Origin of the sequence: Cellulosimicrobium sp. AB352 (assembly GCF_049538415.1) — a bacterium.
GTDB classification, from domain to species: Bacteria; Actinomycetota; Actinomycetes; order Actinomycetales; family Cellulomonadaceae; genus Cellulosimicrobium; species Cellulosimicrobium funkei.
Genome location: NZ_JBMVFX010000006.1, coordinates 22192 through 38512, shown reverse-complemented (window position 1 = coordinate 38512; position 16321 = coordinate 22192). Strand labels below are relative to the sequence as shown.

Below are 16321 nucleotides of genomic sequence, written 5' to 3'. Positions count from 1 at the left end.
CCCGACACCCCGCTCCCCTAGCGTCGGCCGTGACCAGCAGACCGGGCCGCACCGGAGAGGGCACAGCGACGATGACCCTGACGATCACGCTCGTACGCCACGGGCAGACCTACCTCAACGCACGACGCCACCTGCAGGGGGCGTGCGACTCCCCCCTCACCCGCACGGGACGCGCGGGCGTGCGCGTCACGGCGCAGCACCTCGCGCGGCACGACTTCGCGGCCGCGTACTCCTCGCCGCAGGGCCGCGCGGTCCTCACGGCGATGGAGATCCTGCGGCACCACCCCGACCTCCCGCTCACGGTCGACCCCGACCTGCGCGAGCTGTCGTTCGGCTCCTACGAGCGACGGCCGGAGTCGCAGCTCGACGCCGTCGAGCCGTGGGCCGAGCTCGTGCCCCGCATGCTCGCGGGCACCCACCCGGGCGTCGGCGGCGGCGAGCCGGGCCGGGACTTCATGGCGCGCGTGCGCGCGGTGTTCACGCGCGTCGTCGCCGCGCACGACGACGCGTCCCGCCCGGGCGCGACGCGGGACCGGCACGTGCTCGTCGTCGGGCACGGCCTCACCCTCGGCGCGTGGCTCGCGACGCTCGCCCCCACCGGCCTCGTCGCGCTGCCCAACGCGTCCGTCTCGACCGTCGAGGTGACCGACGGCGTCCCCCGCCTCCTCGCGGTCGGGGTCGACGTCGCCGGCCACGGCCACGTCGCCGCCCGCCCCGCCCCCATCCCCGCTCGCCCGAGCACCCCGCTCCCCGCCTGACCGCCACCCGGCCCGATCCCCCACGGCAGAGACCTCCGCCGAACACGGGGTTGTGGTCGCTCTGCCGGCGAAGGACGCCGCCAACCCCGTGCTCGGCGGGGATCAACCCCGTCGTCGACGGCGGGCCGCCGGAGGTCTCCGCTACCGGGTGGTGCGGCGGGCGGTGCGGGCGCGGGCGTCGTCGTGGGCCGCGCGCAGCAGGTCGAGGACGAGCGCGGTCGTGCGCTCGCCCGGCACCACGACCGCCACCCAGCCGAGCGCGCCGTAGACCGGGTGCGGCACGACGACGTCGGTCTCCGCCACCTCCGACGCCGCGCCGTCGCGCGGGTCGGCGCCGAGGAGCGTGCGGAACCGGGCGCGCCCGACGTGCACGTTGACCCTCCAGCGTCCTTCCACGCCGAGGCGCGACGCGGTGTCGTCGGGGTAGTCCTTCGTGACGACGGTGCCGTACGGCTGCCCGGGCGGGACGACGCCGTCGGGGGCGTGGTAGAAGAAGTGGTCGCCCCACGCGAGCTCGGGGAACGCGCTGCCCGGCCCCGGGGAGAGCACGAGGGCGCCGTCGAGCGACCGGACCGTGGCGAGGATCTGCTCCATACTCATGGTTCCAGTGTGAGGTTGACGTGCTTCCGGAGGGTTGGGCGACGTGGGTGCACGAGCGCGGGGGTCGGGCGGCGGTCCCGACACGCCCCGGGTGCTGCGCACGTCCGACGTCGCGCGCGCGACCGGCTGGTCCGTCCAGCAGGTGCGCGACCTCGAGGCGCTCGGCGTCCTGCCGCCCGCGGGCCGGTCGCCGAACGGCTACCGCACGTTCGGCGACGAGCACGTGCTGGCGCTGCGTGCGTACCGGGGGCTGGCGACGGCGGTCGGCCCGGTCGTCGCGCGCGCGGTGCTGCGCGAGGTCCGCACGCTCCCCCTGCCCGACGCCGCAGCGCGCGTGGGGGCGCTGCACGTGACGCTCGCGCGTGAGCGGGACGAGGCGCTCGTCGCCCGCCGCGCTCTGCTCGCGATCCGCGCGGAGGGCGGGCCCACCGGCGAGACCGGACCCGGCGAGACCGGACCCGACGAGGGCGGCCCGTCCGCGAACGTGCCCGCGGGCGCGGACGGCGACGAGGACGACGTCCTCACCATCACCGGGCTCGCCGCGGCGCTCGGCGTGCGAGCCTCGACGCTGCGCCACTGGGAGCGCGAGGGGCTCGTCGCCCCCGAGCGCGTCGCGACGCGCGCCGGGACCCACGGCGCGCGCGCCTACCCGCCCGCCGCCGTCCGGGAGGCGCGCATCACCGCGGCGCTGCGGTCGGCCGGCTACCCGGTCCCGGCGGTCCGCGAGACGATCGCGGCGCTGCGCCGGCTCGACGACGTCGCCCCGACCCTCGCGGCCCTCGACGCCCGGCTCGACGCGATCGCGCGCCGCACCGTCGCGCTGCTCGCCGCAGGGTCCGACGTCGCACGGCTCCTGACGGGCGCGACGGAGCCGCCCGGGTGAGGCTCGGGGGGATGCCGAGGGGGCGGCGGCGTCCCGACACCTGACCGTCCCCGGGGCGTCGCCCGGCGTCCACCGGAGCGCAACGCCGCGTTCCTAGGGTCGCCGGCGCAACCGACCCGACGCTCGGAGGACCCGATGACGACCACCCGACGCCGCGCCGTGCGCGGCACCGCCGCCGCACTGGCGGGGACCCTGCTCGCGACGACCCTCGTCGCCGCCACGGCCACGACCGCGACCGTGCCGTTCGCGGCCCCGGCCGCCGCCGCACCCGGCGACGTGCTGCTCGCCGAGTCGTTCGACGGCGACGACCTCCCCGAGGGCTGGACGGCCGTGCTCGGCGACTGGCAGGTGCGCGACGGCCGACTCGTCGGCGACGCACCCGACGGGTCGTCGCCCGCGCGGATCGTGTTCGGCCGCTCCGCGGAGAACTACCGGCTCGACGCGACGCTCCGGTTCGAGAGCGTGGACAACGCGTCGCGCTGGGCGGGCGCGATCCTCGACGTCGCGCCCGACGGCACGACCCCGTGGTGGCAGGCGGTCCTGCGCAGCACGACGACGGCGCCCAACGGTGTCGAGATCGCCCAGCGCACCGCCGCGGACGCCTGGAACGTCCCGTACACCGGCTCGGCGCCGACCGACGCCGCGACCGGGCGCGACGTGCACCTGTCCGTCGAGGTGCAGGGCGCGGCCGTCACGTACGCGCTCGACGGGCGGACCGTGCTGGAGGGGCGGATCGACCGGTCACGCGACGGCGCGCTCGGCTTCGTCACCGCCGGGGCGACCGTGAGCGTCGACGACGTGACCGTCACGGAGATCGAGCCCGCGTCGTACGTCGGCGGCGACGGCGAGCTGCCCGTCACCGTCGCGCACCGCGGCTACTCCTCGGTGGCTCCCGAGAACACGCTCGCCGCCGTCGCGGCCGGGATGCGCACGGGGGCGGAGTACGTCGAGGTCGACGTGCACACCACGGCCGACGGCGTCCCCGTCGTGCTGCACGACCAGACGGTCGACCGCACGACCGACGGCACGGGCGACGTCGCCGTCCTGGCGGGCGAGCAGGTCACCGCGCTCGACGCCGGGTCCTGGTTCTCGCCCGCGTTCGCCGGGCAGCGGCTGCCGTCGTTCGCGGAGCTGCTCGACCTGCTGGAGACCGGGTCGTCGACCCTGCTCCTGGAGATCAAGGGGCCCGAGACGTCCGCGGAGGTCGAGCGCGTCGTCGACATGGTCGTCGAGGCCGGGCTCGAGGACCGCGTGGTGCTCCAGTCGTTCGACGTCGACGCCCTGCGCGCCGCGCGCGAGCACGCCCCGCAGATCCCGCGCGGGCTGCTCCGCGGCGCGCTCGACGCCGACCCCGTCGCCGTGGCGCAGGACCTCGGCGCGGTCATGTACAACCCGTCGGCGAGCGCGCTGCTCGCGCGTCCGGGCGTCGTCGCCGACCTCAACGCGGCGGGCGTCGCCGTCATGCCGTACACGGTGAACTCCGCCGCCGACTGGGCGCGCCTCACCGAGATCGGGGTCGACGGCATCATCACCGACCGCGCGGGGGCGTTCGTCGGGTGGAAGCAGGCGCGCGAGCAGGAGGCGCCCGCGCCCGGCGCGCCGACGGTCACGATCGTCAGCCCCGCGGAGGGCACCGAGGTCGAGCGGGGCGGCACGCTCGTCGTCGCGGCGAGCACGACGGACGCGGACGAGGTGGTCGTGACGCTCGACGGCGAGCCCGTGGACAACGGGGCGGTCGTCCCGGCCGCGGACCTCGCGCTCGGCGAGCACACGGTGACCGCGACCGCGCGGGGCGCGGGCGGCGAGGCGACCGCGGAGGCGACCGTCGTCGTGACCGTCACGCCGGAGGGCCTGCGCTCGCGCCTCGCGGCGCTCGACCTCCCGCCCGGCCAGCTGACGAAGGCGCTCGACGCGGCCGAGGCCGGGCGGTGGGCGTCGGTGCGGAAGGTCGTGGAGAAGTTCGTGCGCGACACGGCCACGCGCGAGCGCCTGCTCGAGGAGGTCGACCACCTCGACGGCCGCTGACCGGGCAGCCTGACGGGGCCCTGACATCGACCGGGCCGCTGCGCGCAGCGGCCCGGTACGTCGCCCGTCCCCGGTCGGAGCCGACCGGGGACGGGCGCTCACGCGTCGGCGAGGAAGCGCCGCCGCTCCCCGCGGGCGGACCCGGCCCGCGCCCAGCCGGTGAGGACGAGGGCGCCGCCCGCGACCCACGGGACGACGTCCCACGCGGGCGGCCCGTCCGACCCGACGACGGCACCGTCCGTCGCGAGGATCGCCGCCCCCAGGCCGAGCAGCGCGAGGCCCAGCACCAGCAGGACGACGTCCCACGCCGCGCTCCCCGCACCGCGCCGGGGCGCGCGGGCGACGAGGGCCGCCTTCTCGGTCGCGGTGAGCGGCGCCGTCGGGCCGAGGGGCTGGACGCGCTCGGCGCCGTGCCGGAACCGCGCCGGGTCCTCGACGGCCTCGACGAGCGCGGCGGGCAGCCCGAGGAGGTAGGCGAGGTCGGCGACCGGGTCGCCGGGCCAGGTCGACGCGGCGAGCAGGGCGCGCAGCCGGCCCGGGTCGCGCGGGGCGCCGAACGCCTCGACCAGGGCCTCGTACGCGCCCTCGGGACCGGACGTCGAGAGGTCCGTCCAGGTGTCGTTCCAGCTTCCGAAGACCCACGGGCGCCCCGGCGTGCTGAGCGTCCAGGCGACGCCGCCGCCGGTCCGCTCCAGGCTGACGACGACCTCCCCGGCGCGCAGGCCGCGCTCGATCGTGGACCGTGCGCGGAGCTCGCCCGAGAGGGCGGAGCGGAACGCCTCCTGCGCCTCGTCGTCCGACGCACCGAACCTCGGCGCCTCGGGGCGTGCGGCGGTCCAGACGACGGTGCGCTCGTCGGTCGCGCGCACCCACGCGGTGCCCGCCCGGCGCACGGCGGCGCGGACGAACGCGGCGTCGGCGCGGACGAGCTGCACGACGGCGTCGGGCGCCGCCGAGTCCGTCGCGGGCAGGTCCGCGACCGCCGCGAACGCCTCGAGGAGGTCGTCGGGGTGCTCGAGCGCGCGCAGCCGGTCCGCGGCCGTCGTCGCGTCCCGCAGCCCGACGAGCGCGCCGACGGCCGCGAGCACGGCGCCCGGGTCGCCGTCGAGGCGCATCGTGTGGTCGGTGCTCGAGCCGGGCTGTGCGGGGGCCCACGTGACGACGACCGGCGGCGCGACGGCGTCCGGGCGGGCGGCGAGGATCGCGCTCACGCCCTCGGGCAGCAGGTCCGAGCCCGCGTCGAGCTGCACGACCCACGGCGCCGGCACGAGCGCGTCGACCCGCGCGAGGGACTCGGCGACCGACGCGGGGACGTCCGCCTCGTCGGCGCACGTGCCGTCCTCGGTGTCGACCTCGGCGAAGGTCCAGCCGCGCTCGTCCGTCGGGCCGACGCGCCCGTACTCGAGGTCCGCGGCGCGGAGACGGTCGACGACCTGGGCGTGCGGGCTGCGCGTCACGACGTTCACGGCGTCATGATGCCGCACCCGCCGCGACCCGGCGGGTACCGTCCCGTCAGAAGCCCTCGGGCGGCGTGAACTGCGAGAGCGTGAGCACCGCGCCCTGCGGGTCGCGGACCTCCGCCTCGCGCGTCCACCCCGTGTCGGCCGAGGACAGCACCACCGCACCGGCCCGCTCGGCCGCCGCGGCCGCGGCGTCCCGGTCCGCGACGGCGAACGTCACCGTGTGGCGTGCGGGTCCGGGCTCCTCCAGGACGCCCGCCACGACGTCCCGGAAGCCGGGCGGCGCGCCCGCCTGGTTCGCGTCGATCTCCGGGTTGACGGTCCGCGCGAGGTGGTCGCCGTAGCCCTCGACGCGCGCCATCCCCGCCCCGAGGTCCGGGCTCACCTCCCAGCCGAGCAGCGGGCCGTAGAAGTGCAGGGCCCGCGCGACGTCGGGCGTGCGCAGCACGCTGAAGTTCCACGTGCCCGGCTCGTTGACGCGCTGCGCGCCCAGCCGCGCGCCGGGCTCCCACAGCCGGAACGTCGCGCCCTGGGGGTCGCGGACGGTCGCCATGCGCCCCGGCGGGCCGACCGTCGTCGGGCCGTCGAGGACCTCGCCCCCGAGGTCCGGGACGCCGCGCGCGGAGGCGTCCACGTCGTCGACCGCGACGTACGTGATCCACCCGGGCTCGCCGCGGCCCGTCGCGACGGCCGCGACGTCCTGCCCGCCGAGCGAGGCGACGACGTACCGCTCCCCCGCGCCGGGCGGGAGCCGGTCCTCGAACTCCCACCCGAAGAGGGCGCCGTAGAACGCGAGGGCGGCGTCGACGTCGGGCTGCTCGGTGTCCACCCAGCAGGGCACGCCGTGCGGGTAGGTGCGGACGGGTCGGGACGGCGAGGTGTCCATGTCTCACGGTCCCACCGGACACCCACATCGTCACCCCGGCCCGGCGCCGGGTGTTCGCCCGCGCGACACCTTCCCGACCTTCCGGGCGTGCGCACCCGTGCGTACGGTGGCGGGGAACCTCTCGACGACCACCGTCCCCGACGACGAGGAGCCACCGTGTCCACGAGACCGTCCACCCCGACCCCGCGCCGCACCCGGCCGCGCGCAGCACGCACCGCGCTCGTCCCCGCCCTCGCGGCCGCCGCGGCCCTCGCCGTCGCGGGCGCCGGCGCCGTCGCCGCGCCCGCCGCCGCGCACGGCGACCGCCACGGCCACGACCGCGGGACGCTCCGCGTCGCGACGTACAACGCGAGCCTCAACCGCGCCGCCGCGGGCGAGCTCGAGGCCGACCTCTCGACCCCCGACGACCCGCAGGCCGCGACGATCGCCGAGGTGCTCCAGCGCACACGGCCCGACGTCGTGCTGCTCAACGAGTTCGACTTCGTGCCCGGCGGGCGCGCCGTCGACCTGTTCCGCGACCACTACCTCGAGGTCCCGCAGGGCGGCGCCGAGCCGATCGAGTACCGCTACGCGTACGTCGCGCCGTCGAACACCGGCGTGCCCAGCGGGTTCGACCTGAACGACGACGGCGTGGTCGGCGGCGGGGACGACGCGTTCGGCTTCGGTGCGTTCGAGGGGCAGTACGGCATGGTCGTGCTCTCGCGGTACCCGATCGACACGCGCGGCGTCCGCACGTTCCAGCACTTCCTGTGGAAGGACATGCCGGGAGCGCTCCTCCCGGACGACCCCGCGACGCCCGCGCCCGCCGACTGGTTCACGCCCGAGGAGCTCGACGTCGTGCGGCTGTCGAGCAAGTCGCACTGGGACGTCCCGGTCCGCGTGGGGCGGCAGACCGTCCACGTGCTCGCGTCGCACCCGACCCCGCCCACGTTCGACGGCCCCGAGGACCGCAACGGCCGCCGCAACCACGACGAGATCCGGTTCTGGGCGGACTACGTGACCCCCGGCAAGACGTCCCGCTACGTGTACGACGACGCGGGCCGGCGCGGCGGGCTGCGCCCGGGCGCGAGCTTCGTCGTCCTGGGCGACCAGAACGCCGACCCGCTCGACGGCGACTCCGTGGACGCCGCGATCGACCAGCTCCTCGACCACCGACGCGTCCAGGACCCGGCGCCCCGGTCCGCCGGCGCGGTCGAGGCCGCCACGCTCCAGGGCGGGGCGAACGCGAACCACCGGGGCGACCCGGCGCTCGACACCGCCGACTTCGCCGACACCGCGCCCGGGAACCTGCGCGCGGACTACGTGCTGCCGTCGCGCGACCTGCGGGTCCGCGACGCGGGCGTGTTCTGGCCCGTCCAGGCCGACCCGCTCTCGCGGCTCACCGGCGTCTTCCCGTTCCCGAGCAGCGACCACCGGCTCGTCTGGGTGGACCTGGCCGTCCGCGGCTGACCCCCCGGTCCGACGTCGCCCCGGGTGCTCGTCGCCCGGGGCGACGATGGTGGACCGGCGCCGCCCGCGGGTGCACACTCGGAGATCTGTGCTCACCGCCGACGCACAGCAGACTCCCGGCCGGCGCCTCGCCGGTCGCACGGCACGCCCCCGGCGCGCCACGTCGTCCGGCCCGACGACCACCTCACCCTCGTCCCCGGGGCGACGCCCGCGCCGACAGCAGCGCGCGCCGGCTCCCCTCGCCCCCGCGGGACCGCCGGACCAGGAGCACCCATGAGAAGACTCCGCACCGCCCTGCCCGCCGCCGTCGCCGCCGCGACCGCCGCCCTCGTGCTCGTCGCGGGGCCCGCCGTCGCGCACGGCGGCAAGCCCTCGCCGCGCCCACCGACCGTGACCGACGTCGCGACCGGCCTCGTCACGCCGCTCAGCCTCGCGGTCGGGCCGCGCGGCACCACCTACGTCACCCAGAACTTCCCCGGGCTGCTCACGGCCGTCGGCCGCGACGGCACCCCGACCGTCCTCTACGCGTCGCCCGACGGCGGCGAGGTGGGCGGCGTCTCCTACGACGGCCGTCGGATCACCTTCACCGAGACGCAGCTCGGCGAGGAGGGTCCGGTCGCGTCGGAGGTGTCGACGCTGCGGACCGACCGGCGGGGCAACCCGACGGGCGCGCCCGTCGTGCTCGCGGACACGTTCGCGTACGAGCGGGCGAACAACCCCGACGGCGGCGTGACCTACGGCCTGCGCGACACCGACCCGGCGTGCGTCGCCCAGGTCCCCGCGTCACCCGTCCCGCCCCGGTACACGGGGATCGCGGACTCCCACCCGTACGCGACGACGTCGTCCCGCGGCACCACGTACGTCGCCGACGCGGGCGCGAACGCGATCCTGTCGGTGAGCGACCGCGGCAGGGTCCGGACGGTGGCCGTGCTGCCCGCGCAGCCCGCGGTCGTCACCGCCGAGGCGGCGGCGGGCCTCGGGTGGCCCGCGTGCGTCGTCGGGCAGACGTACTGGTTCGAGCCCGTCCCGACGGACGTCGAGGTGGGCCCGCGCGGCGTGCTCTACGTGACGACGCTCCCCGGCGGGCCCGAGGACGCGAGCCTCGGCGCGCGCGGCGCGGTGTACACGGTCGATCCCTGGCGCGGCGCGGTGCGCCGGCTCGCCACCGGGTTCCTCGGCGCGACCAACCTCGCCGTGTCCGGCGACGGCACGGTCTACGTCGCCGAGCTCTTCGGCGGGAAGGTCTCGCAGGTCGGCAAGCGCGGGCCGAGCACCCTCGTCGAGGTCCCGCTCCCCGCGGGCCTCGAGTGGGACGGCAAGGGCCTGCTCGCGACGACGAACGCCCTCCCGGCGGACGAGACGACGCCGCCCGACGGGCACCTCGTGCGCATCGACCTCGGCCGGCACGGCGGGCGCTGACGCACCACCGACCCCGGGCGTCGCACCGACGCCCGGGGCCGGTCGTCAGGCGCGGGCCGCGGCGACCGCCCGGCCGAGCGCGTCGACGCTCACCGCGACGTCGGCGTCCGTCGTCGCCCAGGAGCTCACGGAGACGCGGAGCACGGCGCGGTCGTGCCAGCGCGAGCCGGACATCCACGCGGTCCCGTCGTCGAGCACGCGCCGCACGACGTCCTGCGTGCGCGCGTCGTCGCCGAACGCCGCGCACACCTGGGTGAACACGACGTCGTGCAGCACCTCGCCCTCGAGCGCGCGCACCGCGTCGGCGAACGTCGCCGCGTGGCGGCAGAACCCGTCCACGAGGTCGGCGACGCCCGAGCGGCCGAGCGCCCGCAGCACCGCCCAGACGGGGAACGCGCGACCGCGCCGCGAGAGCTCGGGCACCTTGTCGAGCGGGTCGCCCGCCTCGCTCTGGATGAGGTAGTCGCCGTGCATGCCCATCGCGGCGCGCAGCGGCGCCGGGTCCGCGACGATCGCGAGCCCGCAGTCGTACGGGACGTTGAGCGTCTTGTGCGCATCGGTCGCCCACGAGTCCGCGCCCTCGTACCCCGCGACGAGGTGGCGGTACGTCGGCGACGCGGCGGCGAAGAGCCCGAACGCGCCGTCGACGTGCACCCACGCGCCGTGCCGGTGCGCGACCTCGACCGCCGGGCCGAACGGGTCGAACGCCCCGGAGTGCACGTTGCCCGCCTGCAGCACCACGATCGTGGGCGCCGGGGCAGAGCCCCGGTCCCCCGAGGTAGAGGTCTGGTCCCGCGAGGTAGAGGTCTGGTCCCGCGAGGGAGAGGCCGGGTCGGCCAGCGCCTCCTCGAGCGCGGCGACCGAGACCCGGCCCTGGTCGTCCGCGGCGACGACCTCGGGCGCCCCGAGCCCGAGGTACGACAGCGCGAGGTCGACGGACTCGTGCCGCTCGGCACCGACGAGCACGCGCACGCGCGGCGCACCCGTGAGGCCGTCGCGCCGCACGTCCCACCCCGCGCGGCGCAGCACCTCGCCGCGCGCGGCGGCGAGCGCCGTGAAGTTCGCGGTCGTGGCGCCGGTGACGAACCCGACCGCGCCCGACGCGGGCAGGCCCAGCAGCTCGAGCAGCCACGCGCTCGTCACGTCCTCGACGGCCGTGTGGGCCGGGGTGACCGTGCGCAGCGCGGAGTTCTGGTCCCACGCGCTCGTGAGCCAGTCGGCCGCGAGCGCCGCCGGGTGGCTGCCGCCGATGACCATGCCGTAGAAGCGGCCCGACGGCATCGCGGTGAGGCCCGGCCCGCACGCCGTGGCGAGCAGGTCGACGACGTCGGCCGCCGGGCTGGGACCGTCCGGCAGGTCCGTGCCGAGCGCGGCGACGACGTCGGCGACGCCCGCCCGGGGCGGGACCGGGCGCGTCGCGAGGGAGTCGAGCCACGCGGCGGCGTGCTCGTGCGCCCGCAGGAGGGCGGCGTCGCGATCGTCCATGACCGCTCCTGACCGGGCCGGACCGACGCCGGCCCTCCCGCCAGGCTGGACCCGCGGGCAGCGCGGGTCAACCGCTCCGGCGGTAACCGGCACGTCCGTACTTCTTACGCCCAGGCAATCCCCAGGCAACACACGGTCCCTAGCGTCGGGCGGGCCAGATGTTCCCCCCGACGGAAGGCCCCCTGTTGAGAACGTTCACCTTGACCCTGTCCGGCCGCGCCGTCGCGGCCGTCGTCGCGCTCGTGCTCGCGTGCGCCGCCCTCGCCGCGACGGTCGCGTACACCGTCGCCGACTCCCGGGCGTCGGCCGCCGCCGCGCGCGCCGAGGGTGCCGCGGCACCGGTGCTCGCGGCCGGGACCGCGCCCGCCAACCCGCTCGGCATCACGTCCGCGCAGTACGCGACCGCGACGGCGACCGCCGCGGCGGAGAAGCCGAAGGTCGTCGTCGTCGCGACCGGCGGCACGATGGCCGGCAAGGCGACCGGCCGCGACACGTTCACGAGCTACCGCGCCGGCACGTACCGCATGGAGGACATGCTGAACACGCTGCGGCCCGAGCTCGACGCGGTCGCCGACGTCACCGCCGTCCAGTTCGGCAACGCCGGCTCGTCCGGCTACTCGATGGAGCAGTTCCACGCGCTCACGCTCGAGGTGGAGAAGCAGCTCGAGACGGCGGACGCCGTCGTCGTCACGACCGGCACGGACACGCAGGAGGAGTTCGCGTACTGGCTCGACCTCACCGTGCGGTCGCGCAAGCCCGTCGTCACGTCCGGCTCGATGCGCCCGTGGGGGTCGGGCGCCGGGCCGGACTCGAGCCTCGTGTTCGGCACGGACGCGCCCGCGAACCTCTACAACGCGATCAAGGTCGCCGCGTCCCAGCAGACGTTCTGCTTCGGCACGGTGCTCATGCTCAACGACGAGATCCAGGCGGCCCGCGAGGTCACGAAGTCGAACTCGTACCGCACCGACACGTTCCAGACGCGCGAGTACGGCGTGCTCGGCTGGATCGACGGCGACGACGTCACGCTCGGCCGCGCCCCGGCGCGGGTACTCGCGTGCGACACCGAGGAGTGGTTCACGCCGTTCGACCTCGCGAAGGTCGACGCGAAGACGCTCCCACGCGTCGAGATCCTCATGTCCTACCAGCAGGCCGGCGGCGAGGCCGTGACGGCGTTCGCGAACGCAGGCGTCCAGGGCATCGTCACCGCGGGGACGGGTGCGGGGGGCATCTCGTCCGCCATGAGCCAGGCCCGCACCGCCGCCGTCCGCGACAAGGGCGTCTGGTTCGTCTCGACGACGCGCACCGGGTCGGGGTCGTCGTACGGGGGCGGCAACGGCATCATCGCGGGCGGCGACCTCACGGCCGTCAAGGCGCGGCTCCTGCTGCTCCTGTCGCGGGCCTTCACCGACGACTTCGCGACCGCCCAGGGCTGGTTCACGACCTTCGGCAACGCGTCGTTCGACCAGTCCGCGACGGCGGCCACGGTCGGCGCCGAGCCGGGCTCGACGACGGTCCGCTTCTCCGGCACCGCGACGCCGTCGTGCAAGGCCGCGGGCAAGCAGCTCTGGCTGACGGCGGCCGTGACGAACGACGACACGGTGCCGATCGACGTGCACGTGCAGACCCCCGCGGGAGAGCACACGTTCTCGGCGGTCCCCGCCGGCGAGTCGGCCGAGAAGACGCTCGCCGTGAAGGGCAAGACGCTCGACGCGGGCGAGATCACGCTCGTCGCGACGAAGGACGTCGACGGACGGGCCGTCCAGACGGAGACGACCGCCGCCTACCCGGAGACGACCTGCCGCTGACACCCTGACCCCTGGCCCGCCCACCACCCCGTCGAGCACGGGGGTGGCGACCGGATCCGCGCCGATCCGGTCGCCATCCCCGTGCTCGGCGGCGTCGTGGGCGTCTCCGTGGATGTGTCGATCGAGGGCCGGCGGCCTTTCCCGAGGCACTCCCCGGTTACGCAGGTCTCCTCACCAATCCCGTAGGGTGGGCGCGGCCGCGGCGTCGCGGCCCGCCGCCGACGAGGGGGGACCCCGTGACCGACCCGACGACCACCACCGCACCGACGACGTTCGTGGTGACCGAGCAGCAGTTCGACGCGATGTTCCCGGAGCGGAACCCGTTCTACACGTACGCCGGGCTCGTCGCGGCGACGGTCGCGTACCCCGCGTTCGCGACGTCGGGCGGCGACCGCGTGGCCCGGCGCGAAGCCGCGGCGTTCCTCGCGCAGGTGAGCCACGAGACGCACGGGCTGGAGCACGTCGTCGAGGTCAGCACCGCGAACTACGCGCACTACTGCGACCCCGCGCAGCCGTACGGGTGCCCCGCCGGGCAGGACGCCTACTACGGCCGCGGTCCGCTCCAGCTGAGCTGGAACTTCAACTACCGAGCGGCCGGGGAGGCGCTGGGGATCGACCTCCTCGCCGACCCGTGGCTCGTCGAGCAGGACCCGACCGTCGCGTGGCAGACCGCGCTCTGGTACTGGAACACCCAGCCCGGCACGGCCTCGATGACGTGCCACGACGCGATCGTCGGCGAGCACGGCTTCGCCGAGACCATCCGGTCCATCAACGGCCCGCTCGAGTGCGAGGGCGGCAACCCCCGCCAGATGAACAACCGCGTCCGCCTCTTCCGGCACTACGTGGAGATCGTCGGCACGACCACGGGCGACCACCTCACCTGCTGACCGCGCCTCCCCGACACCACCGCCCGCCGAGCACGGGGTCAACGACCGAAATCCCGAAGAAACGGTCGCCGACCCCGTGCTCGGCTGCGTGCGGGGGGCGGCGGCGGCAGCGTAAGGGTCAGGGTCAGGGGCAGGTGAGGGCGGCGTACGGGACGACGACGGCGCGGCCGTCCACCGTCGCGGTCGCCTCGCCCGCGGGGACGGTCGTGGCGCGGACGGCGAACGACCGGTAGGCCGACGCGCCCGGGGCGACGTCCGCGACGACGTGCGTGCCGTACGGCGTCGCGAGCTCGACGTCGACGGGCGCGTCCCCGGTGCTCGTCGCGCGCACGGCGACGTAGGCCTTGCCCGCGAGGCACCGCGCCTCGGCGGTGACGTCGAGCGCCGGGCCGGTGGCCCCGGCGTCGGGCACGACGGCGTCCCACGGCGTCCGGGCCACGAACACGTCGGCGGCGCCCGCGTTCGTCGTGCCCGCGGGGGCGCCGTACGTGAGCCCGGTGAGCAGCGCCGCGCCGTCGCGGCCGTCCGCGGCGGGTGCGGGGGCCGCGAACAGGTTCGCGTCGTCCCACTCGTCGGCGCCGTCGCGCTCGCGCGACCCGGTCTGCGTCGCCCCGCCCGGGGTGCCGTCGGCCGCGACGGGGAACGTCACGACGTCGACCCCGCCGACGGCCGTGCCCAGCGCGCCGTACGTCGTGCCGACGACGAGCACCGCGTCGTCGGCGCCGAGCACTCCCGTCACGCCGCGGTCGTCGGTGGACGTCCCGACCTGCGTCGTCCACAGGACCTCTCCCGCGGCGTCGAGGGCGCGCACGACGACGTCGTTGTCCCCCTGGTTGCCGCCCTCGCCGAGCGCCCCGCGCGTGTGCCCGACGGCGACGACCGACCCGTCCGAGCGCGCCACGAGGCCGTTGACCTGGTCGTTCTCGCCCGTCGCGACGGCACGCAGCCACTCCTGCTCGCCGTCCGCGCCGTAGCGCGCGACCCAGCCGTCGTTCGCGCCCGCACGCTCGGCCCCGGGCATCCCGCCGCCCGACACCCCGCCCACGTACACCGCGCCGTCGGGCGAGGCGGCGACCGCGAGCGCCTTGTCCTCGCCGGGCCCGCCCACCTGGCGCAGCCACAGCAGCTCGCCCGCCGCGGAGACCCGCCCGACCAGCGCGTCCTTGTCCCCGGCGCTCGGCGCGTCGCCCACGGCACCGCTCGTGTACCCGGCGACGTAGGCGCCGCCCGCGCCGTCGGGCGCGACGGCGTAGAAACGGTCGGCCGCGGCGGGGTCGCCGGTCTGCAGCGTCCAGGCGCGCTCGCCGTCGGCGGTGACGGCCGCGACGAACCCGTCGTCGCGCGTCGTGCCCGCGTGGGCGCCGTCGAGGTCGCCCTTGGTGTACCCGGCGACGAGCACGCCGCCGTCGGCGCCCGGCACGACGCCGTACGCGCGGTCGTCCGCGGCCGTCGCGACCGCGTGCCGCCAGACCTCGGCGCCGTCGGCGTCGCGCCGCACGACGACCGTGTCGAGCCCGCCCGCGGGCTCGTACCCGTCCCACGCGCCGGCGAGGTTCAGCGCGACGGCGGTCCCGCCGTCGGGCAGGGCCGCGACCCCGCCCGCGCGGTCGTCGGCCGCGGAGCCGAGGAGCTCGGCGTCCCACGGCGCGGCGGGCGTGGTGCGCAGGCGCGCCGAGACGTCGACGACCCCCTCGCGGAACGCGGGCCGCCAGACGTCCCAGTCGTGGCCGCCGTCGAGCACGCGCAGCTCGGCCGTCACGCCCGGGACGCGGCGCGCCTGGTTGTAGAGGCGCGCGGACTCGAAGTCGATGTCGTGCGTGGCCTCGGCGGGGTCGGGGTTGGCCCACTCGTCGTCGCCGACGGCGACGAACAGGTGCACCGGGAGCGCCGGGTCGAGCGCCGCGAGCGCCGTCGGGTAGGACAGCTCCGTGTACCGGTCGGCGTCGAACGGCGCGGTCCCGACGCCATAGCCGCCGTGGTCGCGGGCCGAGGAGTCCGCGGGCGGCTGCGGCACGTAGACGGCGGGGCTCAGCACGATGCCCGCGGAGAACGTGTCCTGGTGGGCGAGCGTGAACCGCAGCGCGCCCGCGCCGCCCATGGAGTAGCCGCCCACGGCGCGCGCCTCGCGGTCCTCGACCGTGCGGTACGTCGCGTCGACGTGCTCGACGAGGTCACGCGTGAACGCCGTCTCGACGGCCGTGCCGGCGCCGGCGCCCGTCGTGTCCCCGGTGTACAGCGAGTCCGTGTACCAGGAGCCGCGGTCGTTCCACGGCGCGTCGGGCATGACGACGACCATCGGCTGGATCTCGCCCGCCCCGATGAGCTCGTCGAGGTCGCCCGTGACCTGCTGCCACGCGGCCTGCGTGTCGCCGCGGCCGTGCAGCAGGTAGAGCGTCGGGTACTCCTGCGCGGCGTCGTCGTAGCCGGGCGGCAGGTAGACCGTGTAGTCGATCGGCCCGGCCGCGGAGTCCGCCACCCGCCCCGCCTCGACCGTGCCCTGCTCCGCGGCGGTCGCGGGCAGCGCGAGCGCCGACCCGCCGATCGTCGCGCTCACCGCCAGCGCGGCGAGCGCCGCCGTCCTCCCGGGCCGCCGGTGCGGCCGTCGTGCTGCGTCCATGGTGTCTCCTCGTCGAGATCCGGTGATGACTGCCCCCTCCCCCTCCC

General features: G+C 76.7%; 12 protein-coding genes. 7 read left to right on the top strand and 5 right to left on the bottom strand.

Annotated features, from left to right (window positions below; translation table 11 throughout):
- The first annotated feature begins 29 nt into the window (after positions 1–29).
- On the top strand, positions 30–758 hold the full coding sequence (locus ACPCUX_RS05890; RefSeq protein WP_423388352.1) for a histidine phosphatase family protein: 729 nt from the start codon (positions 30–32) through the stop codon (positions 756–758).
- A 141-nt stretch (positions 759–899) separates the two neighbouring features.
- On the opposite strand, the gene ACPCUX_RS05885 is transcribed toward ACPCUX_RS05890, so the two are convergent.
- Positions 900–1358, bottom strand: a complete 459-nt coding sequence (locus ACPCUX_RS05885; RefSeq protein WP_222123587.1) for a DUF6194 family protein — start codon at positions 1356–1358, stop codon at positions 900–902.
- Positions 1359–1401: 43 nt separating this feature from the next.
- On the opposite strand from ACPCUX_RS05885, the gene ACPCUX_RS05880 reads away from it, so the two are divergent.
- Together ACPCUX_RS05880 and ACPCUX_RS05875 are read left to right on the top strand one after the other, a co-directional pair.
- On the top strand, positions 1402–2241 hold the full coding sequence (locus ACPCUX_RS05880; protein ID WP_423388351.1) for a MerR family transcriptional regulator: 840 nt from the start codon (positions 1402–1404) through the stop codon (positions 2239–2241).
- 135 nt (positions 2242–2376) lie between these two features.
- A complete protein-coding gene (locus ACPCUX_RS05875) occupies positions 2377–4266 on the top strand; it encodes a glycerophosphodiester phosphodiesterase family protein (protein ID WP_423388350.1) in 1890 nt (629 codons plus the stop codon).
- A gap of 98 nt (positions 4267–4364) precedes the next feature.
- Here ACPCUX_RS05875 and ACPCUX_RS05870 read toward each other — a convergent pair whose 3' ends face one another.
- Both ACPCUX_RS05870 and ACPCUX_RS05865 read right to left on the bottom strand, forming a co-directional pair.
- Entirely contained in the window at positions 4365–5732 is a 1368-nt protein-coding gene (locus tag ACPCUX_RS05870) for a hypothetical protein (RefSeq protein WP_144679656.1), read from the bottom strand.
- A 46-nt stretch (positions 5733–5778) separates the two neighbouring features.
- The gene (locus ACPCUX_RS05865; RefSeq protein WP_144679654.1) at positions 5779–6612 is read right to left on the bottom strand and encodes a VOC family protein; all 834 of its coding nucleotides are present in this window, start codon (positions 6610–6612) and stop codon (positions 5779–5781) included.
- A 156-nt stretch (positions 6613–6768) separates the two neighbouring features.
- On the opposite strand from ACPCUX_RS05865, the gene ACPCUX_RS05860 reads away from it, so the two are divergent.
- Both ACPCUX_RS05860 and ACPCUX_RS05855 read left to right on the top strand, forming a co-directional pair.
- Positions 6769–8061, top strand: a complete 1293-nt coding sequence (locus ACPCUX_RS05860) for an endonuclease/exonuclease/phosphatase family protein (protein WP_423388349.1) — start codon at positions 6769–6771, stop codon at positions 8059–8061.
- A 273-nt stretch (positions 8062–8334) separates the two neighbouring features.
- Positions 8335–9480, top strand: coding sequence for a ScyD/ScyE family protein (locus tag ACPCUX_RS05855; protein ID WP_423388348.1), 1146 nt, complete (start codon positions 8335–8337; stop codon positions 9478–9480).
- A 45-nt stretch (positions 9481–9525) separates the two neighbouring features.
- Here ACPCUX_RS05855 and ACPCUX_RS05850 read toward each other — a convergent pair whose 3' ends face one another.
- On the bottom strand, positions 9526–10965 hold the full coding sequence (locus ACPCUX_RS05850; RefSeq protein WP_423388347.1) for a pyridoxal phosphate-dependent decarboxylase family protein: 1440 nt from the start codon (positions 10963–10965) through the stop codon (positions 9526–9528).
- 200 nt (positions 10966–11165) lie between these two features.
- On the opposite strand from ACPCUX_RS05850, the gene ACPCUX_RS05845 reads away from it, so the two are divergent.
- Positions 11166–12770: an asparaginase gene (locus ACPCUX_RS05845; protein WP_423388346.1), complete on the top strand. Its 1605-nt coding sequence runs from the start codon at positions 11166–11168 to the stop codon at positions 12768–12770.
- Positions 12771–13006: 236 nt separating this feature from the next.
- Positions 13007–13657 carry a chitinase gene (locus tag ACPCUX_RS05840; protein WP_423388345.1) on the top strand — a complete coding sequence of 217 codons (651 nt, stop codon included), beginning with the start codon at positions 13007–13009 and terminating at the stop codon, positions 13655–13657.
- 124 nt (positions 13658–13781) lie between these two features.
- On the opposite strand, the gene ACPCUX_RS05835 is transcribed toward ACPCUX_RS05840, so the two are convergent.
- Positions 13782–16274, bottom strand: coding sequence for an alpha/beta hydrolase-fold protein (locus ACPCUX_RS05835; RefSeq protein WP_423388344.1), 2493 nt, complete (start codon positions 16272–16274; stop codon positions 13782–13784).
- Positions 16275–16321: the final 47 nt, after the last annotated feature.